The following is a 25,762-nucleotide window of genomic DNA, read 5'->3' as shown; positions in this document are numbered from 1 at the left end:
CCTTGCGTCCGTCCTGCGGCGCTCGAACTCGCCGCGGGTGGGCACGGGGGCGTCCGGGTCGTGCCGGCGGAGATGCTCGACGTACCGGTCGTACGCCGACTCTCCGGTCAACTCCCGCACGTACCACCGCACGCCCCGCGCCCACCGCGCCACGACCGCCCTGAGCGGGGCACCCCGCATACCGCCCGCGCCACGGCGGCCGCCGTCCATCCGGGCGCCCCGCGCCCTCCGCGCCGTCCCGTTCACCTCCGGGCCTCCTCGCTCCCCGCCGCCGCCAGTTCCGCCTTCTCCTCCCGTGTGGCTATCAGGCCGGCCGGGGCGACGAGCTGCGAGGCGACGTACGGGGCCTCCTTCAGGGGAGTCGCGTCCGGGGTGCGGAGGTGGCGTACGCACACGCGGGTCGCGTCGGCGATCACGACGACGATCAGCAGGGCCAGTACCGCCGACAGCACGCCGTCCACCGTGGAGTTGGTGACGACCGTGTGCATGTCCTCCATCGACTTCGCGGGCGGAAGGACCTTCCCCGCGTCAATGGCGTCCTGGTAGATCGCGCGCTGGGTGAAGAAGCCCACCTTCGGGTCGCCGGAGAAGACCTTCTGCCAGCTCGCGGTCAGGGTGACCACCGCGTCCCAGGCCAGCGGGATGCCCGTGACCCAGGCCCACTTCAGCCGGCCGGACTTCACCAGCAGCGTCGTGCACACCGCCAGCGCGACCGCCGCCAGCAGCTGGTTGGAGATGCCGAAGATCGGGAAGAGCTGGTTGATGCCGCCCAGCGGCTCGTGGACGCCCACCCACAGGAAGTACCCCCACAGGCCCACCACGGCCGCGCTGCACAGGATCAGCCCCGGCTTCCAGCTGATGTCCCGGAACGGCTTGTAGGCGTTGCCCAGCATGTCCTGGAGCATGAAGCGGCCCACGCGCGTGCCCGCGTCCAGCGCCGTCAGGATGAACAGCGCCTCGAACATGATCGCGAAGTGGTACCAGAACGCCTTCATCCCGGCGCCGCCCACCACTTGCGAGAAGATCTCCGAGACGCCGACGGCCAGCGTCGGCGCGCCGCCCGTGCGGGACAGCAGTGTCTGTTCCTCCACGGACTTGGCCGCGGCCGCCAGTTGGTCGGGGGAGATCGAGTAACCGAACTGGGCGACCGCCTGGGAGGCGGACTGGACGGAGTCGCCGATGACGCCCGCCGGCGCGTTCATCGCGAAGTACAGGCCGGGGTCGATGATGGACGCGGCCACCAGCGCCATCACCGCGACGAACGACTCCATCAGCATCGAGCCGTACCCGATCATGCGGATCTGGGTCTCCTTCTGCACCATCTTCGGTGTGGTGCCAGAGGAGATCAGTGCGTGGAAGCCCGACAGCGCGCCACAGGCGATCGTGATGAAGGCGAACGGGAAGAGGGAGCCGGCGAAGACCGGGCCGTCGCCGCGGCTCGCGAAGTGCGTCACCGCGTCCATCTTCAGCGTCGGGAGAGCGATCACCACGCCCAGCGCCAGCAGGGCGATCGTGCCGATCTTCATGAACGTGGAGAGGTAGTCGCGGGGCGCGAGCAGGGTCCAGACGGGGAGTACCGAGGCGATGAAGCCGTATGCCACCAGCCAGATGACCAGGGTCTTCGGCTGGAGGGTGAAGGTGTCGGCCCAGGAGGACTCCGCGACCCAGCGGCCGCCGACGAGGGCGAGGAGCAGCAGGGCGATGCCGAGGAGGGAGACCTCGGTGATCCGGCCCGGGCGGAGAAAGCGCAGGTAGACGCCCATGATCAGCGCGATCGGGATCGTCATGCCGATGGAGAACGTGCCCCAGGGGGACGCGGCCAGCGCGTTGACGATCACCAGGGCCAGTACGCCGAGCAGGATGATCATGATGGCGAAGGCGGCGAGCAGCGCCGCGGCCCCGCCGAACGGGCCGATCTCCTCGCGCGCCATCTGGCCCAGCGACTTCCCGTCCCGCCGGGTGGAGAAGAAGAGCACCACCATGTCCTGCACGGCGCCCGCGAACACCACCCCGACGATGATCCAGATCGTGCCGGGGAGATACCCCATCTGTGCCGCGAGCACCGGCCCGACCAGCGGGCCCGCGCCCGCGATGGCCGCGAAGTGGTGGCCGAGCAGGACGCGGCGGTCGGTGGGGTGGAAGTCGATGCCGTTGTTCAGCCGCTCGGCCGGTGTGGCGCGGTTCTTGTCCACCCGCAGCACGCGCGTGGCGATGAACCGCGAATAGAAGCGGTACGCGATGGCGTACGTGCCGAGGGCGGCGGCCACCATCCAGGCCGCCGACACCTCCTCGCCGCGGCCCAGTGCGAGCAGGGTCCAGCCGGCGGCGCCGATGAGCGCAACGGCTGTCCAGATGGCGATCGTTCGGGGCGATGTCGTACGCACTGGCCGTCCTCCCGTCCTGACGGTGACGGAAGGACCGTAAAGCAGGGAATGTGACGTGCGCTACACCCTGTGGATAACCAGGGTGACGGGAATGTGCATTCCCCTGCCGTGCGGCCGACGGCCCGGCCCCGTACCGCCAGTCGTCCGGGCGCTGCTAGTCGTTCGGCCGCTGCAGCCGGGCCACGAACTTGTACCGGTCGCCGCGGTACACCGAGCGCACCCACTCGACCGGTTCGCCCTGGGGGTCCAGGGAGTGCCGGGAGAGCATCAGCATCGGCAGGCCCACGTCCGTGCCCAGCAGCGCGGCCTCGCGCGGGGTGGCGAGGGACGTCTCGATGGTCTCCTCGGCCTCCGCCGGGCGGACGTCGTAGACCTCCGCCAGCGCGGTGTAGAGGGAGGTGTACTTGACCAGGTTGCGGCGCAGGGCGGGGAAGCGCTTGGCCGACAGGTGCGTGGTCTCGATGGCCATCGGCTCGCCGCTGGCCAGCCGCAGCCGTTCGATGCGCAGCACCCGGCCGCCCGTCGCGATGTCCAGCAGCCCGGCCAGCCGGTCGTCGGCCGTGACGTACCCGATGTCCAGCAGCTGCGAGGTGGGCTCCAGACCCTGGGCGCGCATGTCCTCGGTGTAGGAGGTCAGTTGCAGCGCCTGGGAGACCTTGGGCTTGGCGACGAAGGTGCCCTTGCCCTGGATGCGTTCCAGCCGTCCCTCGACGACCAGTTCCTGCAATGCCTGCCGCACGGTCGTCCGTGAGGTGTCGAACTCCGAGGCCAGGGTGCGCTCGGGCGGTACGGGGGTGCCCGGCGGCAGGGTCTCGGTGATCTCCAGCAAGTGCCGCTTGAGCCGGTAGTACTTGGGCACCCGCGCGGTGCGCGCGGCTCCGCTGCCGGACTCCGCGCCGGCCTCGTCGGTCTCCATGACCCGCCCTTCCGACTCCACTCGTGCTGTCGTCACCGGCTCCTCCGTACGTAGCGGCTCACATCGTGGCACGGGTGAGGTGCCGATGCTCCCTCGCAGGTCCGCGCCTGCCGGATGTCGGTCCGGTAACGGAGCCGACAGCGACTCTTATACACCTCTTGACACCCCTAAAGGTCTAGGCCAAGCTGCGGGAACTGGTCTAAACCATTAAAGACCACACCCAGCCATTAGGGGAGTGTGCTGTGAAGCGTGGGCTGATCGCTGCGACGGCAGTCGCGGGAATGCTGGTAAGTGTCGCGGCCTGCGGGTCCGGCGACGGGGGCACGGGGGCGGAAGCCAAGAGCCTCACCGTATGGGTCATGGACGGCTCCACCCCGCCGGGCTGGACGAAGGACGTCACGGCCGCCTTCGAGAAGAAGACCGGCGCGAAGCTGAACATCGAGATCCAGAAGTGGAACGGCATTCAGCAGAAGATCACCACCGCGCTCTCCGAGGAGAACCCGCCGGACGTCATCGAGGTCGGCAACACCCAGACCCCCGCCTACGCCAAGACCTCCGGCCTCGCCGAACTGGACGACCTGAAGAAGGAGATCGGCGCCGACTGGACGCCGTCCCTGAACAAGTCGGCCGTCTACCAGGGCAAGCAGTACGCCGCCCCCTGGTACGCCGCCAACCGCGTCGTCGTCTACAACAAGAAGATCTGGGCCGAGGCCGGCATCAAGGACACGCCGAAGACCCGCACCGAGTTCTTCAAGGACCTCGACCTGATCCAGAAGAAGACGGACGCCGAGCCGCTCTATCTGCCCGGCCAGAACTGGTACTTCTTCAACGGCCTGACCATCGGCACCAAGGCGGACCTGGTCAAGAAGCAGGGCGGCAAGTGGGTCTCCAACCTCGCCGACCCCAAGGTCGCCAAGGCCATGGACATCTACAAGCAGTACCAGTCCTTCAGCAAGGCCCCGAAGGACAAGGACGAGGCCACCCCGCAGCAGGGCGAGGTCTTCGCCAAGGGAAAGACCGGCGCGTTCATCGGCATGGGCTGGGAGTCCGGGATCGCCATCAAGGCCAACCCGAAGATCGAGAAGGACATCGGCTACTTCACCGTCCCCGGTGAGACCGCCGGGACACCGGAGGGCGTCTTCCTCGGCGGCTCCAACCTCGCCGTCGCCGCCGGCAGCCAGAAGCAGGACCTCGCCAAGAAGTTCCTGAAGATCGCGCTCTCCGACAAGTACGAGGGACAGCTCGCCGAAGAAGGCGGCGTCATCCCCAACAAGGAGTCGCTGCAGAGCGCCCTGAAGGGCAACCCGGCGGCCGAGGCCGCAGCGCCCGCCGTCGCCGGCGGCGGCACCACCCCGCTCATCCCCGAATGGGGCGCCGTGGAGAACCCGCCCAACCCCATCAAGACGTACATGACCGCCGTCCTGAACGGTAAGAGCCCGATGGACGCCGCCCGGCAGGTCGAGGGCGAGTTCAACAAGCGCCTCGGCCAGCAGCAGTGAGCGCGAGCACCACCGACGTACGGCCCCGTAAGGCGGTACGGCCCGTGAAGGAGGCGCCGCGGCCCGCCAAGGAGGTGCGGCGCCGCGCCTACGGGCCGTACCTCCTGCTCCTGCCCGCGCTCGCCGCCACCGCGGTGTTCCTCGGCTGGCCCATGGTCACCAACGGACTGCTCTCCCTCCAGAACCTCAACATGGGACAGCTGATCCGGCACGCCACCGAGTGGAACGGCCTGGACAATTACGGCGAGATCCTGGGCAACGAGGAGTTCTGGCGGGTCTCCCTCCGCTCCCTCCTCTTCACCGCCGCCAATGTCGCCCTCATCATGGCCGTCGGCACCCTCACCGGCCTGCTCCTCGCCCGGCTCGGCCCCCGTATGCGGCTCACGCTCCTCTTCGGCCTCGTTCTCGCCTGGGCCATGCCCGTCATCGCCGCCACCACCGTCTACCAGTGGCTCTTCGCCCAGCGCTTCGGCGTCGTCAACTGGGTACTGGACCGGCTCGGATGGCACGGCATGGCGGACTTCAACTGGACCGGCAGCCAGTTCTCCACCTTCTTCGTCATCACCGTCCTGGTCGTCTGGCAGTCCGTACCCTTCGTCGCGATCAACCTCTACGCCGCGACGACCACCATCCCCAGGGAGCTCTACGAAGCGGCCGCCCTCGACGGCGCCGGCGCCTGGAAGAGCTTCACCTCCGTGACCCTGCCCTTCATCAGGCCGTTCCTCTACGCGACGACCTTCCTCGAAGTCATCTGGGTCTTCAAAGCCTTCGCACAGGTGTTCGCCATCAACGAGGGCGGCCCGGAGCGGCTCACCGAAATCCTCCCCGTGTACGCCTTCATCGAGGGCATGGGCAACCAGCACTACGGCATGGGCGCGGCCATCTCGCTGCTGACCATCCTCATCCTGCTGGCCCTGACCTCGTACTACCTCCGGATCGTGCTCCGGCAGGAGGAGGACGAGCGATGAAACGCAGTCTCTTCGGCCGCCTCTGGCCCAACGCCGCGGCCCTGGCCCTGACCGCGGGCTTCCTCTTCCCCGTCTACTGGATGTTCAGTACGGCACTGAAGCCGACCGGCGACATCATCAGCGAGAACCCCGTGTGGTTCCCGCTCACCCCGACCCTCGAACACTTCCGCACCGCCGTCAGCGCCCCGGATTTCTGGCGGTACGTCGGCAACTCCGTCACCGTCACGGTCCTCGCCGTGGGCATGTCGCTGGTGATCGCCCTGCTCGCGTCCTTCGCGATCGCCCGGATGCGCTTCAAGGGCCGCCGCGGCGTGATCGTCACCTTCATGATCGCCCAGATGGCGCCCTGGGAGGTGATGGTCATCGCGATCTACATGATCGTCCGGGACGGCGACATGCTGAACAGCCTGCTGCCCCTCACCTTCTTCTACATGGTCATGGTGCTGCCCTTTACGATCCTCACCCTCCGCGGCTACATCGCGGCCGTCCCCAAGGAGCTGGAGGAATCCGCCATGGTCGACGGCTGCTCCCGCCCGCAGGCATTCACCAGGATCATCCTGCCGCTGCTCGCCCCTGGGCTGATGGCCACCTCGCTCTTCGGCTTCATCACCGCCTGGAACGAATTCCCCCTCGTCCTCATCCTCAACAAGCAGCCCGAGGCCCAGACCCTGCCCCTGTGGCTGTCCGGCTTCCAGACCAACTTCGGCGACGACTGGGGCGCCACCATGGCCGCCGCCTCCCTCTTCGCCCTCCCCATCCTGATCCTCTTCCTCTTCCTGCAGCGCAAGGCGGTCGGCGGCCTCACCTCGGGCGCGGTGAAGGGATGACGCGGCCGCCCGCCCCGCCCGCCTGCCTCCGCGCAGGGACCGCCGGTCTGCGATCTGATGAAAGCCGCGCCCGGGCCGGTACCGACGCCCGCCCGCCTGCTCGTTCATGCGCAGTGAAGGGACACGCAGCTCCATGACGACGCTCCTACGCTCCGCCGACACCCTCACCCGCGACGCGCTGGCCGTGCTTCAGCCGGGCTTCACCGGTACCGACGCACCGGACTGGCTGCTGCGCCGGCTCGGCGAGGGCCTCACGTCCGTCGGCCTGTTCGGACGCAACGTCCACACCCCCGAACAGCTCGCCGCTCTGAGCGCCCGCCTCCGCGCCGAGACCGACGGCCTCCTGATCGCCATCGACGAGGAGGGCGGCGACGTCACCCGCCTCGAAGTACGCGGCGGCTCCTCCTTCCCCGGCAACCTCGCCCTCGGCGCCGTCGACGACACCGGCCTCACCCGCGCCGTCGCCCGCGAACTGGGCCGCCGCCTCGCCGACTGCGGCATCACCCTCAACTGGGCCCCCAGCGCCGACGTCAACTCCAACCCCGGCAACCCCGTCATCGGCGTACGCTCCTTCGGCTCCGACCCCCACCTGGTCGCCCGGCACACCGCCGCCTACATCCAGGGCATGCAGGCCGCCGGCGTCGCCGCCTGCACCAAGCACTTCCCCGGCCACGGCGACACCGCCGTCGACTCCCACTACGACCTGCCCCGCATCGACGCCGGCCCCGACACCCTGCACGCCCGCGAACTCGTCCCCTTCAAGGCGGCCGTCGCGGCCGGCACCAAGGCCGTCATGAGCGCGCACATCCTCGTACCGGCCCTGGACGGCGACCTGCCCGCCACGCTCAGCCCGGCCGCCCTGCACGGACTGCTGCGCGCGCCCGTCGCGGCCGGCGGCCTCGGCTTCGACGGCCTGATCGTCACCGACGCCGTGGAGATGCGGGCCATCGCCGCCACGTACGGAATCGAACGCGGCAGCGTGCTCGCCATCGCCGCCGGTGCCGACGCCATCTGCGTCGGCGGCGGGCTGGCCGACGAGGCGACCGTCCTCCGCCTCCGCGACGCCCTGGTACGCGCCGTGCGCTCCGGCGCGCTCACCGAGGAGCGCCTGGCCGAGGCGGCGGGCCGGGTCCGCGCCCTGGCCCGCTGGACGCGCGAAACCGGGCGGTCCTCGGCACGCGCACACGGGGGAGCGGGGGACCCGGACGTGGGGCTCCGGGCGGCCCGGCGGGCCCTACGGGTGACGGCGGCCGAAGGCGCGTACGAGCCGTTGCGCACGCCCGCGTATGTCGCGGCCTTCACGCCCGTCGCCAACATCGCGGTCGGCGACGAGACGCCCTGGGGCGTCGCGGCCGAGCTGCAGCGGCTGCTGCCCGGCACGGACACCGGCAGCTTCGGCCCCGCCGACGCCGAGGAGGCCGGTGCCTCCGCAATGCTCGCGAAGGTCCTGGAGGCGGCGGCGGACCGCAGGATCGTCGCAGTGGTACGTGACCTGCACCGGCACCCCTGGATGGCCGACGCCCTCACCGCTCTCGTCGCCGCCCGGCCCGACACCGTCGTGGTCGAGATGGGGGTGCCCCAGGCCCCGCCGGTCGGCGCCCTGCACATCGCCACGCACGGTGCCGCCCGCGTCTGCGGTCTCGCGGCCGCGGAGGTCATCACGGGCGGCTGAGGTGATCATGGGCGGCTGAGGTCGCAACGAACGACAGGTGCCGAGCCCCGCGGGACTCGGCACCTGTGCATTCCGTACGGGAATTGCCTACAGCCCCTGCCACTCCGGCTTGGCCGCGTACGTCGCGCGGAAATAGTCCGCGAGCTTGAGCTTCGAGGCCGCCGCCTCGTCGACGACCACCGTCGCGTGCGGGTGCAGCTGCAGCGCGGAGGCCGGTACCAGCGCCGACACCGGACCCTCCACGGTCTGGGCCACCGCGTCCGCCTTGCCCTCGCCCGTGGCCAGCAGTACCAGGTGACGGGCCTCCAGAATGGTCCCGATGCCCTGGGTGATGACGTGGTGCGGTACCTCGTCGAGGCTGTCGAAGAACCGGGCGTTGTCCTCCCGGGTGCGCTGCGTCAGCGTCTTGATGCGGGTACGGGAGGCGAGCGAGGAGCACGGCTCGTTGAAGCCGATGTGCCCGTCGGTGCCGATGCCCAGCAGCTGGAGGTCCACGCCGCCGGCCTCGGCCAGCGCGCGGTCGTAGGCGTCACAGGCCGCCTGGAGGTCCTCGGCGGCGCCGTCCGGGCCCATGAAGGCGTCCGCGCTCAGGCCGAGCGGCGCGACGACCTCGCGCAGCACCACGGAACGGTAGGACTCGGGGTGGCCCGCGGGCAGCCCCACGTACTCGTCGAGCTGGCAGATACGGGCCCGCGAGGCATCCACGGCGCCCGCCGCGACCTTGTTCGCGAGCGCTTCGTAGATGGGCAGCGGGGTCGAGCCGGTGGCCACGCCGAGCAGCGCGTCGGGCTTGCGCCTCAGCAGGGCGGCCATGGCCTCGGCGATCAGCTCGCCGCCTTCCTTGGCATCCGGGACGATGACAACTTCCACGCTGGGCCTGCCGTTCTGGAGAGAGGGGGCAAGTGGTATAGACCACTCTAGCAGCGGCGCCGCGGCCCCGTGGTGCCCTTGGCGCACCGCCGCACATGTCACCGCACGTCCATGCTCCGCGCTCCCCGTCCACCGGGCTACCGCAGACCTCCGCACCCCGTTCCACCTGCGCACATGCCGACGGCCCCACTCCTCGGGGGGAGCGGGGCCGTCCGTATATCCGTCTGTCGTGCGCGCGAGGTGCGCCTGTGTACGCGCCTGTACAAGGGGCCCGGAAACACCCGCGGGCCGCGGCGCCGGGACAGGACCCTCAACCTGTCCGGCACCGCAGCCCGGAGCTGACATCGGCCGGTGCACGCCGTGAGGTGTGCGGTTCCTCGCGGCGCCCGGTCCGGCCGATCGGAGGCCGCGGCGCAGTCAGGGCAGAGAGCGCCTCGGTCCTCTATCCGTCCTCCTGTGCGGGGAGGGCGGAAGCCTTTTACCGATTCATTGTGGACTAGACCATGCGCATCAGTCCATGCCTGTGCACGGTCAACGGATACACCGTACGCCGGTAGGCTCGCATGCGTGCCCTCCATGAACGATCTCGTCCGCCAGCACACCGCTCTGAGCGACTCCGACCTCGAGTGGCTCCATCTGCTGGTCTCCGAATGGCAGCTGCTCTCGGACCTGTCCTTCGCGGACCTCGTCCTGTGGGTGCCCACCCTGGACGGCACCCGTTACGTGTCCGTCGCGCAGATGCGCCCGAACACCGGGCCGACGTCGTACCAGGACGACATGGTCGGCCATCTGGTGCCGCGCGGCCGCCGCCCGATGCTGGACACCGCGCTGGACGAGGGCCGCATCGTGCGTGAGGGCGACCCCGAGTGGCGCGAGGAGGTGCCCGTACGGGTGGAGTCCATCCCCGTGCGCCGGGACGGCCGGGTGCTGGGCGTGATCGCGCGGAACACCAATCTGCTCACCGTACGGACGCCCAGCCGGCTGGAGCTCACCTACCTGCAGAGCGCGTCCGACCTGGCACAGATGATCGCCGCAGGATCGTTTCCCTTCCCGGGGCAGCAGGTCGACATGGACGCCTCGCCGCGGGCCGGCGACGGGCTCATCCGGCTCGACGCGGACGGCGTCGTCCAGTACGCCAGTCCGAACGCGCTCTCCGCGTACCACCGTCTCGGGCTCGCCGCCGACCTCGTGGGCCACCACCTCGGCCGGGCCACCGCCGAACTCGCGCCGGCGCGCGGCCCCGTGGACGAGGCCCTGGTGAAGCTCGCCAGCGGCTGGGCGCCGCGCGAATTCGAGGTGGAGGGCAACGACGGCGTCATTCAACTGAGAGCCATCCCGCTCAAACCGAAGGGCACGCACATCGGTTCACTCGTGCTGCTGCGCGACGTCACCGAATTGCGACGCCGAGAGCGCGAATTGATTACGAAGGACGCGACCATCCGGGAAATCCACCACCGGGTGAAGAACAACTTGCAGACAGTGGCCGCCCTCTTGCGGCTGCAGGCCCGCCGGATGGATTCGCCCCAGGGGCGCGAGGCGCTGAACGAGGCGGTCCGCAGGGTCGGTTCCATCGCGATCGTCCACGAGACGCTCTCCCAGAATCTGGACGAACGGGTCGAGTTCGACGAGATCGCCGACAGAGTGCTCGCCATGGTCGCGGAGATCTCGCCGGGGAAGGTGGCCGGACGGCGCAGCGGCCGCTTCGGAATCCTGGACGCCGAGGTCGCGACCCCGCTGTCCATGGTGCTCACCGAGGTCCTCCAGAACGCGCTGGAGCACGCCTTCGCGCCGGGGGAGCAGGGCACGGTCGAGGTGGGCGCGGTGCGCGGCGGCAGCAGCACGGAGCCGCGGCTGCGGGTCACCGTCCGGGACGACGGCCGCGGACTGCCCGAAGGGTTCGACCCGCAGCGCGCCGGCAACCTCGGGCTGCAGATCGTCCGGACGCTGGTCGAGGGCGAGATGAGCGGCACGTTCGACATGCTCCCGGCCCCCGGGCGCGGCACGCAGGTGGTGCTGGACATCCCCGTACGGGCCGAGAAGCACTGAGCGCGCCGACAGGGCGGGCAGAGCGCTTGGTGGCGTATCTCACGCGGTACGCACCGCCCTGCGCGCCCCTCCGTACGGCCTTACGGAAGCGTGTGCGGACAGCAGTCAGCCCCGGACCGAGTTCCGGTCCGGGGCTCAAAGCTCACGTTGCTTAGCGCATCGGGGGTACTGCGCGCTGCGGCTCGGATGCCACGGGGCGTCTGGTTCAGGCGCTGGCGTTGCGCGCCCGGTTACGAGCCGCACGGCGCTTCATTGCGCGGCGCTCGTCCTCGCTCAGACCACCCCAGACGCCGGAGTCCTGGCCGGACTCGAGCGCCCACTGCAGGCACTGCTCCATGACGGGGCAGCGGCGGCAGACGGCCTTGGCTTCCTCGATCTGCAGCAGCGCAGGACCGGTGTTGCCGATGGGGAAGAAGAGCTCGGGGTCTTCCTCGCGGCAAACGGCGCGGTGACGCCAGTCCATGGCTGCTCCATCTCCTCGTATTACGGGAACGTTGCTTGTGAATGTGAACGCTTTCACGAATCCCTCCGCAAGGGAAGGGCCGAACGCCCGCATGGGGCTGGTGCGGTCCTGGAAAAGAGGAGGGGATTCGGGCTCTCAAGGGGGCCGAAGAGCGGCCGTCCCGATCGCCATGAAGAGACTCGCAAACCTCGGCGGCGGATACAACCCCTTCCGGAAACTTTTTTTTGATTCCTTGGTGTCGGCTGCGTCACAGCCGTACTTCTGGGGGGTGGAAGTCAGCCTAAACGTTCGACTGAAAGGACTTTAGGCCCTACTGCTCACACAATCACACGCAGTGCACGGCGTACGCCTGTGAACGTCACGCTGGAACGCAGTCCCAGGTGGTCGCCGTCCATCTGGAAGGGCAGTGGAACCTGTGAATGCAAGGTGAAGTCCGTCTGATCATGAAGCGATACGGCGTGCTTTCCCCGTGGGCCGCGGTCCGGGGTTGACGCCAGCAGCTGGGTGGCGTACCGGGCGACCGCCGGGGTGGAGAGTCTGCTCAGCGCGAAGACGTCCAGCGCGGTATCGAAGGACGCCTGCGGCGACGGGTAGACCGGGCGATTGCCCAGGTAGGTCCAGGGGGCGGTGTTACAGATTATGGACAGGACGAGGTCGTCGATCACTTCCGTCGAGCCCGGTTCGGCGCCCGGGTGCTCCAGCGTGATGGTGCCGTGCCGGCGGTTCGGCTCGCCCATGAACTGGCGCATGACCTGTCGCATGTACAGCGCATGGGTCGAACGCTTGCCGCGTTCGCGCTGTTGTTCGACTCGGCCCACGACGCCGGCGTCGAAGCCGAAGCCCGCGCAGAAAGTGAACCAGCGCTTCGGAATCATCTCGTCCTGAGTGTCCGGTGTGCCGGCGGCCAAACCCAGTCCGACCGTACGTTCGCTGCCGTCACTCAGCGCGTCCAGCAGGGCGCCGGTGGCCTCCACGGCGTCGTTCGGCAGGCCCAGCGCCCGGGCGAAGACGTTGGTGGAGCCGCCGGGGACCACGGCGAGGCGCGGCAGCGCCTCCGGGTCCGGGCCGTGGGTCAGCAGACCGTTGACGACCTCGTTGACCGTCCCGTCACCGCCGAGGGCGACCACCAGCTCCGTCTCGCCGCTCTCCGCGGCCCGGCGGGCGAGGTCCCGCGCATGACCTCTGTACTCGGTCTGCGCGACCTCCAGTTTCAGGTCGCTGGCCAGCGCGTGGGCCAGTACGTCACGGGTGCGCGCACTGGTGGTGGTTGCTGCAGGGTTGACCACGAGAAGTGCACGCATGGGGAGCAGGGTACCTACGTGCTGGTACGGGGGCCCAGCCCTGCCCGTCAGGTGGACCGGGCCCCGGCGCTACCCTGCTGGGGTGAGCAGCAGTAAGCAGAAGCGGACACCGGCCGCCCCCACGCCCGCCCCCGCACCCGCCGGGCCGCGGCCGCGGCGGCTGACCGCCGCGGCGGTGCTCACGGGCCTGGAGGGGCTCGCGCTGGCAGCGCTGGGCGTCTACATGCTGATCGACGGGCTGACCGGCTCGCCGGACAGTCGTCAGCAGGCCGAGACGGGCGGGATCACCGTGATCGTGCTGGCGCTGCTGCCGCTGGTCTCCGCGCGCGGGCTGTGGCTGCGGCGGCGCTGGAGCCGAGGGCCCTCGCTGATCACGCAGATCGTGGCGCTGCCGGTGGCCTGGACGCTGATCAACGGTGGTGGCGTGCTGCTCGCGGGCGGTGTGCTCCTGGGTGTCGTCGCGTTCGTCGTACTCGGTCTGCTGGTCAATCCGACGGCCACCGAGGCGCTGGGCATCGGGCCGCGCGAGGACGCCTAGCCGGCTCTTGGCCGGCTCGTAGTGAGCCGCCGAGCAGGTGGCGGGCGCTCGCTGCGTGCCGGGGCGGCCGCACAGCTGTACGCCGGTACTCGCGCGGGCGCTCCGGAGAGCCGCGCGCCGGGCTTGTGCGGGGCGGGCTGGAAGCCCGTACGCCGGGAGCGTGCGAGGCGTGCTGGAACGCCGTACGCCGGGCTTGTGCGGGGCGTGCCGGGCAGTCGTACGCCCTCGTGCGAGGGGGCGTGTCGGGGGCGCGTACGCCGACGGGCGCGGGCCGCACCGGGCCCGTGAGGCTCTCGGCGGAGCCCTGTGGGGTGTCGGTGCGGCCCGCGCCCGTCGCGCGGTCGTGGCCCGGAGTGCGGCGGATCCGGCGGTCTCCCGCCCGGCCGGAGGGGCCGCTACTCCTCGACCAGCAGCTTGTCGCGGAGCTGGGCCAGGGTGCGGGCCAGCAGCCGGGAGACGTGCATCTGGGAGATGCCCACCTCCTGGGCGATCTGCGACTGGGTCATGTTGCCGAAGAAGCGCAGCAGAAGGATCTTCTTCTCGCGCGGCGGCAGGTCTTCCAGCAGGGGCTTGAGGGATTCGCGGTATTCGACGCCCTCCAGCGCCTCGTCCTCGGCGCCCAGGGTGTCGGCGACCGCGGGGGACTCGTCGTCGGTGTCCGGCACGTCCAGCGAGAGGGTGCTGTAGGCGTTCGCCGACTCCAGGCCCTCCAGCACCTCCTCCTCGGAGATGCGCAGATGCTCGGCCAGCTCGTGGACCGTGGGTGCACGGCCGTGCCGTTGGGAGAGCTCCGCGGTCGCCGTGGTCAGCGACAGCCGCAGCTCCTGCAGGCGGCGCGGCACGCGGACCGCCCAGCCCTTGTCGCGGAAGTGCCGCTTGATCTCGCCGACCACGGTCGGGGTGGCGTACGTGGAGAACTCCACGCCGCGCTCCGGATCGAACCGGTCCACCGACTTGATCAGGCCGATCGTGGCGACCTGGGTGAGGTCGTCCAGCGGCTCGCCGCGGTTGCGGAAGCGCCGGGCGAGATGCTCCACCAGCGGGAGGTGCATCCTGACCAGGGTGTTCCGCAGCTCCGCGCGCTCGTCGGAGCCCTCCGGGAGCTTGCGCAGCTCGTAGAACATCGCGCGGGCACCACTGCGGTCGTGCGGATCATGCGCATCGTGGGGGTGATGCTGCGGATCCTGCTGCTGCCGCTGCTGCTCGCTGTGGTCCATGTGGTCCGCCCGCTCTGCCTGCTCCGCCGCGTTCAACCGGCCGCTGAGGTCGTCCGTGCCCATCGGGTGCGGCCGGGCCTGCTGCTCGGGGATGGCCACTCTGGGCTCCATCCGCGCGCCGCGCTCCAGATCCTTCACAGGGCCCCCTCTTCGGTCATGACGGTCCAGGACCGGCGCCGCGCTCCTTGTACAGACTGATGCTGACCGTCTGGTCCTCGGCGACGGTGGAGTCGACCTTGCCGGCCAGTGCGGAGAGCACCGTCCAGGCGAAGGTGTCGCGCTCTGGAGCGCGTCCGTCGGTGGTGGGAGCCGATACGGTCACCTGCAGCGCGTCGTCGATCAGCCGGAAGACGCAGCTCAGCACACTGCCGGGGACGGCTTGCTGCAGAAGGATCGCGCACGCCTCGTCGACGGCGATACGCAGATCCTCGATCTCGTCGAGGGTGAAGTCCAACCGGGCTGCCAGTCCGGCCGTGGCCGTACGCAGCACCGAAAGGTAGGCACCCGCAGCGGGCAGCCGGACTTCCACGAAGTCCTGATTCCCGGGCTCGCCTGCGATCTGGGACACCCTCACCTCCAAGGTGACACAAGCTGTTTGAGCTGATATTCATGCCGGACCGGATCCTTCCGGCGGAAGGAACGGCCACCCGGCACAGCGCATGCGCTGTGCGACGCTATCGCGATCTGCGGTGCAATGTCGCCCGGGATCGGCGTGGCTGCCGGCCTGGCACGACGGTGGGACTCGCAGTGTCCCGCAAACCCACGAGTGTCACTCATTGTAAGCCTACGGGTACGGACAGTGGCTAGGGGTCTGCACTGCCAAATCGGCGCTGGTTACGCTGCGTTGGCATCTGCAGTTGCCGCGAGCTCGTGCAGTGCCTCTCCAGTGAGCCGGAAGACGGTCCATTCGTCCATGGGCTGAGCACCGATCGACTTGTATATACCGATGGACGGTTCATTCCAATCCAGGACTGACCATTCAAAACGTCCGTATCCACGGCGGATGCATATCTGCGCCAGCGCGGCGAGCAGTGACTTGCCGTGTCCGCCGCCGCGGTGCGCGGGCCGGACGTACAGGTCCTCCAGATAGACACCGTGCGTGCCCGTCCACGTGGAGAAGTTGCGGAACCACAGGGCAAAGCCCACCGGGGTGCCGGACTCCTCGGCGATCAGCCCGAAGACGGCCGGATGCTCGCCGAACAGGGCGTCGCGAAGCTGCTCTTCGGTGGCCTTGGCCGACTCCAGCGCGCGCTCGTACTCCGCGAGCTCGCGGATCATGGCGTGGATCGCCGGGACGTCGTCGGGTGTCGCAGTGCGGATCATGCTCTGAAGGCTAACGGGCCCCACTGACAACCGGTGCCGGGCGCTGCGCTGCCCGCGCGCCCCGGGGAACGCTCACACCAGCACCTTGTCGGCGAAGCACCAGCGCCAGTCCTCGCCCGCTTCGAAAGTGCGGATCACCGGGTGCCCGGTCGCCTCGAAGTGCGCCGTGGCGTGCCTGTACGGGGAGGAGTCGCAGCAGCCGACATGGCCGCAGACCAGGCAGAGCCGCAGCTGCACGGGGTGGCTGCCGACGGCGAGGCACTCGGGGCAGGTGTCGCTCAGCGCGGCCGGTTCGGGGCGCGGCAGGTCGAGAACGTGCGGGCACTCGCTCATGATTGCCAGATTAGCCGGAACGCGCGGGGACGGGTCTGCCATGGATGTGATGCCACTGCTGTTGCTGGTCGCCGGGAGCGCGGCCGTCGCGGGACTGGCGCGGCGTACGCCAGTACCCGCGCCCCTGCTGCTCGTCGCGGCGGGGCTCGGCGCGGGCTATCTGCCCGGCGTCCCCGACTACCCTCTCGACCCGCACATCGTGCTGCCCCTGCTGCTCCCGCCCCTGCTGCACACCGCGGCACTGGACAGTTCGTACCTGGACCTGCGGGCCAATCTGCGCCCGGTGGCGCTGCTGTCGGTCGGCTACGTGCTCTTCGCGACGCTGGCCGTCGGGTACGCCGCGTACCTCGTCATCCCGGACCTGCCGCTGACCGCGGCCCTCGTGCTGGGCGCGGTGGTCGCGCCACCGGACGCCGTGGCGGCCACCGCCATCGCCCGCCGGCTGCGGCTGCCCGGCCGGATCACGACCATCCTGCAGGGCGAGTCGCTGGTCAACGACGCCACCGCCATCACCGCCTACAAGGTGGCGCTCGCCGCGGCCGTCGGGGAGGGCGCGACCTGGGCCGGCGGCCTCAAGGAGTTCGGTATCGCGGCGGTCGGCGGCATCGGGATCGGGCTGGTCCTCATGGGACCGCTGCACTGGCTGCGCTGCAAGCTGCGGGACTCCGCGGTGCTGGAGAACACGCTGTCGCTGCTCATCCCGTTCCTGGCGTACTCGGTGGCCGAGCACGTCGGCGCCTCCGGAGTGCTCGCCGTCGTGGTGGTCGCGCTGTACTTGGGGCACCGCTCGTGGCAGGTGGGCTTCGAGACGCGGCTCCAGGAGGCCGCGGTGTGGACGATGGTCGCCTTCCTGCTGGAGTCCGCGGTCTTCGCGCTCATCGGGCTCCAGCTGCCGGTGGTGGTGCGGGGGCTGGGGGAGTTCAGCGCCGCGCAGGCGGTCACGTACGCCCTCGTGGTGTTCGCCGTGGTGGTGCTGGCGCGCTTCGTGTGGGTGTTCCCCGCGACGTACGTGCCCCGGTGGCTGTCGGCGCGCATCCGGGAACGGGAGTCCGAGACGACCTGGACGGCGCCGGTGATCGTCGGCTGGGCCGGGATGCGCGGAGTGGTCTCGCTGGCGATCGCCTTCTCCATCCCGCTGACGACGCACAGCGGCGAGCCCTTCCCGGCGCGCAACCTGGTGCTCTTCCTGACCTTCAGCACCGTCATCGGCACCCTCGTGGTCCAGGGGCTGACGCTGCCGCCGCTGATCCGCCTCCTGAAGCTGCCCCGGCCGGACCCGCGGACCGAGACGCTGGCCGAGGCGCAGGCCCAGAACGACGCGTCGGACGCGGCGGAGCGCCGGCTGCGCGAACTCCTGGAGGACTCGCGCAACGCGCTGCCGGGGCCCTTGGAGGACCGGCTGCGGACCGTCCTGGAGCGCCGCCGCAACGCCGTCTGGGAGCGGCTGGGGCCGCCGAACGCGGAGACCGGGGAGTCGGTGGAGGCGACCTACCTGCGGCTGGCCCGGGAGATGATCGGCGCGGAGCGCGCGGTCTTCGTGGAGCTGCGCGACGCGCGGCGGATCGACGACGAGATGCTGCGGACGCTGCTGCGCCGGCTGGACCTGGAGGAGGCGGCGGCGTACCGGGAGACGGTGAGCCCGGAGTAGGTGGTGCGCGCCGCCCCGGAGGTCCCGGGATGCGGCCCGCCTCAGAGGGAGCCGGTGATCACCGCGGCCGCCGTGGTGCCCGGCGCGAAAGTGCCCTCTTCGGTACGCGTCGTCAGGCCCAGCAGCATCTTCGCCACGTAGACCCGCTCCAGCGGCAGGCCGTGCCGCGCCTCGAAGTCCGTGGCGAAGGCGTCCAGCGCGGGCGTGCTGCGGGCGTATCCGCCGCAGTGGAACGCGGTGTCCAGCCGCCAGTCGCCGCGCCGTCCCCCGAAGGCCGCCTCCTGGAGGCGCAGTACGTCCGCCTCCAGGAAGTGGCCGGGCCCGGGGCCGCCCTTCAGTACGGGGAAGCCGAGGGCGCGCTGCCCCGGGGCGAGGCCCGCGGCCAGTCCCGCGAGGGTGCCGCCGGTCCCGCAGGCCACGGCGACGACGTCGGCGGCCCCGGCCAGCTCGTGGCCCAGGGCGGCGCAGCCGCGCGCGGCGAGGGCGTTACTGCCGCCCTCGGGGACCAGGCGGTAGGGCCCGAAGCGGGCCCGCAGCGCGTCGAGCAGCTCGGGGTCGTCCTTGCGGCGGTAGCGGGCGCGGTCCAGGAAGTGCAGCCGCATGCCGTCGGCGGCGCAGCGGGCCAGTGAGGGGTTCAGCGGCCGGTCCGCCAGCTCCTCGCCCCGTACGACGCCTATCGTGGCCAGGCCCAGGAGGCGGCCCGCCGCGGCGGTGGCGCGCAGGTGGTTGGAGTACGCGCCGCCGAACGTGAGCAGTGTGCGGTCCCCGGCCGCCGCGGCGGCGCGGAGATTGGGCTCCAGTTTCCGCCATTTGTTGCCCGGCAGGTCGGGGTGTATCAGGTCGTCCCGCTTGAGCAGCAGGCGTACGCCGCGGCGCGCGAACCGGTCGTCCTCGATCTCCTGTACCGGGGACGGCAGGTGCGGCCGCAGCGTCTTGGGGTCGGGGACGGTGCCGGTCACGTCCCCATTGTCCGCGCGGCGCCCGGTCGCGATCGCATCGGTGTACGGGGCGGGACGCCGTACCCGCGTGTCGGCGCCCCGCGGCGGGACGTCACCTCAGGCGCTTTCCGATGCGCTCGCGCAGCGCGTCCATCGTGAAGCCGCGCGGGTCGACCTTGCCCGGCTGCCACTCCAGGTGACCGAGCACCGAGCGCTCGTTCCAGCCGTGCACCCGGCACACCGCGGCGGCCGCCTTCTCGACGGCCTCCAGCTGCGCGTCGGGCCACGGGTCCTTGCCGTCGCCGAGGTTCTCGCACTCGAAGCCGTAGTAGACACGGTTGCCGTCCGTGTCGGCCTCGTTGTCCGGCGGCAGCCGCCGCTCGGCGATCACCGCCTTCAGGACGTCGCCGTCGCCGAGTCCGGCGTGGTTGGCGCGGCCGTGGCCCACCAGGTGGACCGTGCCGTCCTTGGTGATGACTCCGTGGCACAGCGGGCCCGGGAGGTGCGGGTGGCCGTCGTAGCAGATCCGTACGGTCTCCTCGGCGCCCGAGGTCACGGTGTGGTGGATCATCACGCCGTGCACCCCGCCCCAGGGGCCCTTGTGATTGCGGTTGTGCGTCCGCCAGTCGCCGACCTCGACGACGCGCAGCCCTTCGTCCCGCAGCGCTTCGAGGAATCTGTCCGCTGACATGGGTGAGGCCATGAACGGCTCCGTTCCGGTGCAACAGCGGCCGCCGATCGCGTACCGCCTCGTAAATCGCTTGTACTGGAACGGAACCTTCGTGGTCAGCAGTTCGCGGCGAATGCGAGCCGAAGCGGCCGCTTACGGGGCATACGCTGGACATATGTCCCTACCGGGGCGGTTTCGCGCGGGGGATACGAGGGAACGCGGGCGCCGTTCCGGAACAGCCCCTGTGCGCCGCACAGCCCTTACGCGCCGCCGCGCAGGACGCCGTCCCCGTGCGTGGCGATGTGCGCCTCCAGTGCCTGCAGCGCCGCCGCCGTCGACTCCGGGGAGCCGCTGCCGCGCCGCTCTGCGTAGTACGCGGCGCCCAGCCGCTTCAGCAGATCGGAGCCCGCGCGCTGCTGCTGCACCTCGTCGACCTTCTGCTTGCCCTGTGCCAGGCCACGCTGCGCCTGCTCCTTGGCACGGTCCAGAAATCCTGCCATTGTGCTGCCTCCGCGTCGGTCCATGGGTCTCGCAGGCACCGGCGCCCGTCCGGCTCCGGTGCGTGCCGTACCCGATCAACGGCCGGGACGCCGCGGCGGTTCCCGTGCCAGGCTGGGGACGTGTACCGGGAACGGCCCTCCGTACTGTCCGGCGCCGCCGTGTGGACCAAGACCCCGGGAACGGCGCCGGGCCCCGTGCTGCCCGACGGCTGCACCGATCTCATCTGGTACGACGGCGGCCTGCTGGTCGCGGGGCCGGACACCCGCGCGCACCTGCCGCCGGCGCCGGAGCGGGCCCCGGCGGCGCCCGTCGTCGGCCTGCGCTTCGCCCCGGGGCAGGGCCCGGCCGTCTTCGGGGTGCCCGCGCACGAACTGCGTGATCTGCGCGTTCCCCTCGCCGACCTGTGGCCCGAGGGGCGGGTACGGCGGCTGTCCGAACAGCTCGCCGGGACAGCCGCGCCCGGCCGCGCCCTGGAAGCCGCCGCCGTCGCCCGGCTGCGTACGGCTGCCGCGCCCGACCCGGCACGCGGCCTGATCGCACGGGCGGCGGCCCGGGGCACGCCGGTGCGCGAGCTGGCCGACGCGGTCGGCGTGGGCGAGCGCCAGCTGCACCGCCGCTGCCTGGCCGCCTTCGGGTACGGCCCCAAGACCCTCGGCCGGGTGCTGCGTCTGGTGCGCGCCCTGGACCTGGCCCGCTCCGGGATGCCGTACGCACAGGTCGCTGCGGCCGCCGGGTATGCCGACCAGGCACACCTGGCGCGCGAGGTGAAGGCGCTGGCGGGTGCCCCGCTCGGGGTGGTGCTCGCCTCGGGATAGCGTGTCCGCCATGGACTACCAGGCCGTTCTCGAGGAGGTGGCGGACCGTGCGCGGCCGCTGGTGAGACAGGGGAAGGTCGCCGACTACATCCCCGCACTGGAGCGCGTCTCGCCGGACCGCTTCGGGATCGCGCTCACCGACATCCACGGGGAGACGTACGGCGTCGGGGACTGGGAGGTCCCGTTCTCCGTGCAGTCCATCTCCAAGGCGTTCTCCCTCGCCCTCGTGCTGGCCCAGGAGGACCAGAGCATCTGGGAGCGGGTGGGGCGCGAGCCGTCGGGCACAGCCTTCAACTCCCTGGTGCAGCTGGAGTACGAACAGGGCATCCCGCGCAATCCTTTCCTCAACTCCGGCGCGCTGGTCGTCACCGACCGGCTGCAGACCCTCACCGGCGACGCCAGCACGGCGCTGCTGGACTTCCTGCGCGAGGAGAGCGGCAATCCGGAGCTCTCCTTCGACCAGGCCGTGGCCGGCTCGGAGGCCGAGCACGGCGACCGGAACGCGGCGCTGGCCCACTTCATGGCGAGCTTCGGCAATCTGGAGAACCCCGTCCCCAGCGTCATCGAGCACTACTTCTGGCAGTGTTCGATCGAGATGAGCTGCCGGGACCTGGCCACGGCCGGCGGCTTCCTCGCCCGCCACGGGCTGCGCGCCGACGGCACCCGGCTGCTGCACGCCCGCGACGCCAAGCGGATGAACGCGGTGATGCTGACCTGCGGCACGTACGACGCGGCGGGGGAGTTCGCCTACCGGGTGGGGCTGCCCGCCAAGAGCGGCGTGGGCGGCGGCATCGTGGCGGTCGTCCCCGGACGCTGCACGCTGTGCGTGTGGAGCCCGGGGCTGGACGCGCGCGGCAATTCGGTGGCCGGGGCCGCGGCGCTGGACCACTTCACGACGCTCACCGGATGGTCGGTGTTCTGAGCCCCGCCTCTTAGGAGGGCAGCGGCGCGAAGAGGTCGACGCCGTGGCCGTCCGGGTCCAGGACGACGGCGTACCGCTGGCCCCAGAAGGCGTCCCACGGCCGCTTCGCGCCGCGGTACCCGGCGCCGACCAGCTCCGCATAGAGGGCGTCGACCGCCTCCGGGGACGCGCACTCGAAAGCGAGTTCCGGTGTGCCCCCGGAGGACGGCGTCCAGTCCGGGTCCATGGAGCGCAGCGTCTCGTGGGTGTCCCACATCAGCCGCAGCCCGCCGGGCAGCGGCGCGTCCACGTGCGGAGCGGCGTCGGCCTCCGCCGGGATGTCCAGGCCGAGGCGCCGGTAGAAGGCGAGCGAGGCCGCCATGTCGGCGGCGGCCAGGCCGATCGCGGCGAACCGGGGCGCGGGGACGGTGCGCGCCGCCGCGGGCCCGGGGGTGGTCTGTGCGTTGGTCCTGTCACTCATGGGGCGAGCGTACGAAGGCGCGGCCCCGCCGGTCTTGAACGAATCGGACGTCCCTTACGGGCAGCGCACGACCTGCCCCGCGTACGAAAGGTTTCCGCCGAACCCGAAAAGGAGTACCGGCGCCCCCGAAGGGATCTCGTGCCGTTCGACCAGCTTCGAGAAGGCCAGCGGCACGGACGCCGCCGAGGTGTTGCCCGACTCCACGACGTCCCGGGCGATCACCGCGTTCACCGCTCCGATGCGCTCGGCGACCGGTTCGATGATCCGCAGGTTGGCCTGGTGCAGCACGACGCCGGCCAGCTCGTCCGGACGTACGCCGGAGCGCTCGCAGACCTGGCGCGCGATGGCCGGCAGCTGGGTGGTGGCCCAGCGGTACACGGTCTGGCCCGCCTGGGAGAAGCGGGCCGGCTCGCCCTCGATGCGTACCGCGTCGCCCATCTCCGGTACCGAGCCCCACAGCACCGGGCCGATCTCCGGTTCCGCGGCCGCGGTGACCACGGCCGCGCCCGCGCCGTCGCCCACCAGGACGCAGGTCGAGCGGTCCGTCCAGTCCACCACGTCGGTGAACTTCTCCGCGCCGATCACCAGCGCGCTGCGCGCCGCGCCGGCCCGGATCGCGTGGTCGGCGGTGGCCAGCGCATGGGTGAAGCCCGCGCACACCACGTTGACGTCCATCGTGGCGGCAGCCGGGACGCCGAGCCGGGCGGCCACCCGGGCGGCCGTGTTCGGGCTGCGGTCCGTGGCCGTGCAGGTGGCGACGAGCACGAGGTCGATGTCGGCCGGGGCCAGGCCGCTCGTCGCGAGCGCCTTCGCCGCCGCGGCGGCGGCCATCGCGTCCACGGTCTCGTCGGGGGCGGCGATGCGCCGGGTGCGGATGCCGACCCGGCTGCTGATCCAGGCGTCGTCGGTGTCGACGAGCTCGGCCAGGTCGCCGTTGGTGAGCACCTTGGCGGGCTGGTAGTGGCCCAGCGCAAGGACGCGCGACCCGGTCATTTCTCCCCCTGTGGGTGGAAAGTGGAAACGGAATACCGACCTCACCAGTGTTGGCGGCGCGGCGGCGTACCGGGGTGCGTGACCGTCCAATCTTCGGGGCGCGGATCTGGAGAGTTTCGACCGTCACCCCGTGGTAGGTGATTCCGCTGAGAGCGAGGCGCGGGACGCCCGTACACCCGTACGGGCAGAGTCGGCGGCATGAGACTGCTGATGCTGGGTGGTACGGAGTTCGTCGGGCGGGCCGTGACCGAGGCGGCCCTGGCACAGGGATGGCAGGTCACGGTGTTCCACCGGGGCCGCCACGAGGCACCGCCGGGCGCGGCCGTGCTGCAGGGGGACCGCACCGCCCCTGAGGGGCTCGCGGCGCTGGGCACGGGGGAGTGGGACGCGGTGGTCGACACCTGGTCCTGGGCGCCGTCGGCGGTACGGGACACGGCCCGGCTGCTGGCCGGAAGGGCGGGGCGCTACGTATACGTGTCGAGCGCTTCGGTGTACGAGCACCCGAAGGCGGCGGGGCTGGGCGAGGAGGCTCCCCTCGTGGCGGGCGATCCGGCCGCGGGCGACGTGCCGTACGCGGAGGCCAAGCGGGGCGGTGAGCTGGCGGCCGAGGAGTCCTTCGGCCCCGACGGTTCGGTGTTCGCGCGGGCCGGGCTGATCGCCGGGCCCTACGAGAACGTCGGGCGGCTGCCGTGGTGGCTGTCCCGGATCGCCCGCGGCGGCCCCGTGCTGGCCCCGGGCCCGCACGGCCTTCCGCTCCAGTACATCGACCCCCGCGACCTCGCCGCGTGGATCCTGCACGCCGTCGAGGCGGGGCTGTCGGGCCCGTACAACATGATCAGCCGGAGCGGCCACGCCACCATGGGCGAGCTGCTGGAGGCGTGCGTGCGGGTCACGGGGGCGGCCGCCGAGCTGCGCTGGACCGACCCGGCGGAGATCCTCGCGGCCGGGATCGAGCCGTGGACGGAGCTGCCGTTCTGGGTGCCGCCGGGTTCGGAGTACCACGACACGCTGCACCGCACGGGGGTGGAGAAGGCGTACGCCGCGGGGCTGCGCTGCCGTCCGGTGGCGGAGACGGTGGCCGACACCTGGGACTGGCTGCGGTCGATCGGCGGGCGGGCGCCGCAGCGGCCGGACCGCCCGCTGCTCCGGCTGTCCCCGGAGAAGGAGGCGAAGGTGCTGGGCACCTCCTGAGAGCCGCGTGCCGTGCCGTGGCGGAACGTCCCGGCACGGCACGCGCCCGGCGGTCGCCCCGCTACAGCCAGCCGTTCCGCTTGAACCCCCGGTGGATCACCGCGCACGCCGCCACGATCAGGCCCATCACCAGCGGGTATCCGAACACCCAGTCCCGCTCGGGCATGTACTCGAAATTCATGCCGTACACCCCGCACACCATCGTCGGGACGGCCAGGATCGCGACCCAGGCGCTGATCCGGCGCATGTCCTCGTTCTGCGCGATGGTGACCTGCGCGAGGTGCGCCTGGAGTATCGAGTTCAGCAGCTCGTCGAAGGCGGTGATGCGCTCGGTGACGCGGGCCAGGTGGTCGGCGACGTCCCGGAAGTACGTACGGATGCGCGGGTCGACCTGGGCCAGCGGCTGGGTGGAGAGCCGGTGCAGCGGCCGGTCCAGCGGCGCCACGGCCCGCTTCAGCTCCAGCAGCTCGCGCTTGAGCTGGTAGATCCGTCCGGCGTCGGCGTTCCGCCCGCCCTCGGCGAAGACCGCGCTCTCCACCGTGTCCATGTCGTCCTGGACGGCCGCCGTGGCCTCCAGGTAGTCGTCGACGACCAGGTCGGCGATGGCGTGCAGGACGGCGGACGGGCCGAGCGCGAGCTGTTCCGGGTTCGCTTCCAGCGCCTCGCGCAGCGGGCCGAGCGAGCCGTGTCCGCCATGCCGCACGGTGATGACGAAGTCCTCGCCGGTGAACACCATGATCTCGCCGGTGTCCACGACCTCGCTGGTCGACGTGAGCCGGTCGTGGTCGACGTAGCAGGCGGTCTTGAAGACGGTGAACAGGTTGGTGTCGTACTGCTCCAGCTTGGGGCGCTGGTGGGCGAGGACGGCGTCCTCCACGGCCAGCGGGTGCAGCCCGAACAGCTCCACGATGCCCGCGAACTCCGCCTCCGACGGCTCGTGCAGCCCGATCCACACGAACCCGTCGCCCGAGGCGCGGACCCGGTGGACCGCCTCCGCCACGGGGTGGTCGCCGGTCAGCCGTACCCCGTTCTCGTACACCGCGCAGTTGACGACAGCGGTGCCCAGCGGCGAGCGCGCCGGGTGCGCGAGGTCGACGCCGCGGCTGCGCTGTTGTGGCAGGCGTACGGCCCGGCGGAGGTGGCGGATCATCGACATGGGCGGCTCCGGGGCGGCTCCTACGGGCGGGCGCCGCCCAGTATGCCGATCACGGCGCTCCGGTTCATCCCCGGCCCGCGGCATGCCACTCGCGGGGCGGACGGGCTGGTC

Annotated in this window: 26 protein-coding genes; 10 read left to right on the top strand and 16 right to left on the bottom strand. The window is 71.1% G+C overall.

Annotation, left to right across the window (positions count from 1 at the left end; genetic code table 11):
- From CCS38_RS31755 to CCS38_RS31745, 3 genes are all read right to left on the bottom strand, one after another.
- Positions 1-180, bottom strand: a 180-nt coding sequence (locus CCS38_RS31755; RefSeq protein ID WP_223736781.1) for a YbdD/YjiX family protein, incomplete at its 3' end; no start/stop codon positions are given.
- 62 nt (positions 181-242) lie between these two features.
- The gene (locus CCS38_RS31750; RefSeq protein ID WP_223736776.1) at positions 243-2,384 is read right to left on the bottom strand and encodes a carbon starvation CstA family protein; all 2,142 of its coding nucleotides are present in this window, start codon (positions 2,382-2,384) and stop codon (positions 243-245) included.
- 154 nt (positions 2,385-2,538) lie between these two features.
- A complete protein-coding gene (locus CCS38_RS31745; RefSeq protein WP_223736780.1) occupies positions 2,539-3,300 on the bottom strand; it encodes a GntR family transcriptional regulator in 762 nt (253 codons plus the stop codon).
- Positions 3,301-3,542: 242 nt separating this feature from the next.
- Here CCS38_RS31745 and CCS38_RS31740 point away from each other — a divergent pair, with 242 nt between their 5' ends.
- From CCS38_RS31740 to CCS38_RS31725, 4 genes are all read left to right on the top strand, one after another.
- Positions 3,543-4,799 (top strand): extracellular solute-binding protein, encoded by a 1,257-nt coding sequence (locus CCS38_RS31740; RefSeq protein WP_223736775.1) that lies wholly within the window; start codon positions 3,543-3,545, stop codon positions 4,797-4,799.
- Positions 4,800-4,843: 44 nt separating this feature from the next.
- Complete coding sequence (locus tag CCS38_RS31735; protein ID WP_223736779.1) at positions 4,844-5,767, top strand: carbohydrate ABC transporter permease; 924 nt, start codon at positions 4,844-4,846, stop codon at positions 5,765-5,767.
- Positions 5,764-6,594 carry a carbohydrate ABC transporter permease gene (locus tag CCS38_RS31730; RefSeq protein ID WP_223736774.1) on the top strand — a complete coding sequence of 277 codons (831 nt, stop codon included), beginning with the start codon at positions 5,764-5,766 and terminating at the stop codon, positions 6,592-6,594. The genes CCS38_RS31735 and CCS38_RS31730 overlap by 4 nt, the downstream gene beginning before the upstream one ends.
- Before the next feature lie 133 nt (positions 6,595-6,727).
- Positions 6,728-8,266, top strand: a complete 1,539-nt coding sequence (locus tag CCS38_RS31725) for a glycoside hydrolase family 3 protein (RefSeq protein WP_223736773.1) — start codon at positions 6,728-6,730, stop codon at positions 8,264-8,266.
- An 87-nt stretch (positions 8,267-8,353) separates the two neighbouring features.
- Here CCS38_RS31725 and nagB read toward each other — a convergent pair whose 3' ends face one another.
- Entirely contained in the window at positions 8,354-9,136 is a 783-nt protein-coding gene (gene nagB, locus CCS38_RS31720) for a glucosamine-6-phosphate deaminase (RefSeq protein WP_223736772.1), read from the bottom strand.
- 576 nt (positions 9,137-9,712) lie between these two features.
- Between nagB and CCS38_RS31715 the strand changes: the two genes are divergently transcribed.
- Complete coding sequence (locus CCS38_RS31715) at positions 9,713-11,182, top strand: sensor histidine kinase (protein ID WP_223736778.1); 1,470 nt, start codon at positions 9,713-9,715, stop codon at positions 11,180-11,182.
- A gap of 205 nt (positions 11,183-11,387) precedes the next feature.
- Here the strand turns inward: CCS38_RS31715 and CCS38_RS31710 are convergent, their stop codons facing one another.
- Complete coding sequence (locus CCS38_RS31710) at positions 11,388-11,645, bottom strand: WhiB family transcriptional regulator (RefSeq protein ID WP_003983230.1); 258 nt, start codon at positions 11,643-11,645, stop codon at positions 11,388-11,390.
- A gap of 317 nt (positions 11,646-11,962) precedes the next feature.
- Complete coding sequence (locus tag CCS38_RS31705; RefSeq protein WP_223736771.1) at positions 11,963-12,946, bottom strand: diacylglycerol/lipid kinase family protein; 984 nt, start codon at positions 12,944-12,946, stop codon at positions 11,963-11,965.
- Positions 12,947-13,028: 82 nt separating this feature from the next.
- On the opposite strand from CCS38_RS31705, the gene CCS38_RS31700 reads away from it, so the two are divergent.
- Positions 13,029-13,484: a hypothetical protein gene (locus CCS38_RS31700; RefSeq protein ID WP_223736770.1), complete on the top strand. Its 456-nt coding sequence runs from the start codon at positions 13,029-13,031 to the stop codon at positions 13,482-13,484.
- Between the two features lie 395 nt (positions 13,485-13,879).
- On the opposite strand, the gene CCS38_RS31695 is transcribed toward CCS38_RS31700, so the two are convergent.
- From CCS38_RS31695 to CCS38_RS31680, 4 genes are all read right to left on the bottom strand, one after another.
- On the bottom strand, positions 13,880-14,812 hold the full coding sequence (locus CCS38_RS31695; protein ID WP_030264312.1) for an RNA polymerase sigma factor SigF: 933 nt from the start codon (positions 14,810-14,812) through the stop codon (positions 13,880-13,882).
- 43 nt (positions 14,813-14,855) lie between these two features.
- The gene (locus CCS38_RS31690; RefSeq protein ID WP_030264314.1) at positions 14,856-15,269 is read right to left on the bottom strand and encodes an ATP-binding protein; all 414 of its coding nucleotides are present in this window, start codon (positions 15,267-15,269) and stop codon (positions 14,856-14,858) included.
- Between the two features lie 266 nt (positions 15,270-15,535).
- Positions 15,536-16,024 (bottom strand): GNAT family N-acetyltransferase, encoded by a 489-nt coding sequence (locus CCS38_RS31685; protein ID WP_372457179.1) that lies wholly within the window; start codon positions 16,022-16,024, stop codon positions 15,536-15,538.
- Positions 16,025-16,096: 72 nt separating this feature from the next.
- Positions 16,097-16,357 (bottom strand): UBP-type zinc finger domain-containing protein, encoded by a 261-nt coding sequence (locus tag CCS38_RS31680; protein WP_223736768.1) that lies wholly within the window; start codon positions 16,355-16,357, stop codon positions 16,097-16,099.
- Positions 16,358-16,397: 40 nt separating this feature from the next.
- Between CCS38_RS31680 and CCS38_RS31675 the strand changes: the two genes are divergently transcribed.
- Positions 16,398-18,005 carry a Na+/H+ antiporter gene (locus CCS38_RS31675; protein WP_223736767.1) on the top strand — a complete coding sequence of 536 codons (1,608 nt, stop codon included), beginning with the start codon at positions 16,398-16,400 and terminating at the stop codon, positions 18,003-18,005.
- Positions 18,006-18,046: 41 nt separating this feature from the next.
- On the opposite strand, the gene CCS38_RS31670 is transcribed toward CCS38_RS31675, so the two are convergent.
- The 3 genes from CCS38_RS31670 to CCS38_RS31660 form a co-directional block, all read right to left on the bottom strand.
- Positions 18,047-18,964 carry a 1-aminocyclopropane-1-carboxylate deaminase/D-cysteine desulfhydrase gene (locus tag CCS38_RS31670; RefSeq protein WP_223736766.1) on the bottom strand — a complete coding sequence of 306 codons (918 nt, stop codon included), beginning with the start codon at positions 18,962-18,964 and terminating at the stop codon, positions 18,047-18,049.
- 91 nt (positions 18,965-19,055) lie between these two features.
- Complete coding sequence (locus CCS38_RS31665; RefSeq protein WP_223736765.1) at positions 19,056-19,646, bottom strand: N-acetylmuramoyl-L-alanine amidase; 591 nt, start codon at positions 19,644-19,646, stop codon at positions 19,056-19,058.
- A gap of 227 nt (positions 19,647-19,873) precedes the next feature.
- Entirely contained in the window at positions 19,874-20,113 is a 240-nt protein-coding gene (locus CCS38_RS31660) for a hypothetical protein (RefSeq protein ID WP_223736764.1), read from the bottom strand.
- 120 nt (positions 20,114-20,233) lie between these two features.
- Between CCS38_RS31660 and CCS38_RS31655 the strand changes: the two genes are divergently transcribed.
- A complete protein-coding gene (locus CCS38_RS31655) occupies positions 20,234-20,929 on the top strand; it encodes a helix-turn-helix domain-containing protein (protein WP_223736763.1) in 696 nt (231 codons plus the stop codon).
- 10 nt (positions 20,930-20,939) lie between these two features.
- On the top strand, positions 20,940-21,851 hold the full coding sequence (locus CCS38_RS31650) for a glutaminase (RefSeq protein WP_223736762.1): 912 nt from the start codon (positions 20,940-20,942) through the stop codon (positions 21,849-21,851).
- A 10-nt stretch (positions 21,852-21,861) separates the two neighbouring features.
- On the opposite strand, the gene CCS38_RS31645 is transcribed toward CCS38_RS31650, so the two are convergent.
- Both CCS38_RS31645 and CCS38_RS31640 read right to left on the bottom strand, forming a co-directional pair.
- Complete coding sequence (locus CCS38_RS31645; protein WP_223736761.1) at positions 21,862-22,311, bottom strand: VOC family protein; 450 nt, start codon at positions 22,309-22,311, stop codon at positions 21,862-21,864.
- A 54-nt stretch (positions 22,312-22,365) separates the two neighbouring features.
- Positions 22,366-23,304 carry a beta-ketoacyl-ACP synthase III gene (locus CCS38_RS31640; RefSeq protein ID WP_223736760.1) on the bottom strand — a complete coding sequence of 313 codons (939 nt, stop codon included), beginning with the start codon at positions 23,302-23,304 and terminating at the stop codon, positions 22,366-22,368.
- Positions 23,305-23,502: 198 nt separating this feature from the next.
- Between CCS38_RS31640 and CCS38_RS31635 the strand changes: the two genes are divergently transcribed.
- Complete coding sequence (locus tag CCS38_RS31635; RefSeq protein ID WP_223736759.1) at positions 23,503-24,495, top strand: NAD-dependent epimerase/dehydratase family protein; 993 nt, start codon at positions 23,503-23,505, stop codon at positions 24,493-24,495.
- 61 nt (positions 24,496-24,556) lie between these two features.
- Here CCS38_RS31635 and CCS38_RS31630 read toward each other — a convergent pair whose 3' ends face one another.
- Positions 24,557-25,645: a magnesium and cobalt transport protein CorA gene (locus CCS38_RS31630; protein WP_223736777.1), complete on the bottom strand. Its 1,089-nt coding sequence runs from the start codon at positions 25,643-25,645 to the stop codon at positions 24,557-24,559.
- Between the last annotated feature and the right edge of the window lie 117 nt (positions 25,646-25,762).

This window comes from Streptomyces purpurogeneiscleroticus, assembly GCF_020024005.1.
Taxonomy (GTDB): Bacteria; Actinomycetota; Actinomycetes; order Streptomycetales; family Streptomycetaceae; genus Streptomyces; species Streptomyces purpurogeneiscleroticus.
Note: the sequence above shows the minus strand (reverse complement) of the source record. Positions and strands in the feature narration are given on the sequence as shown.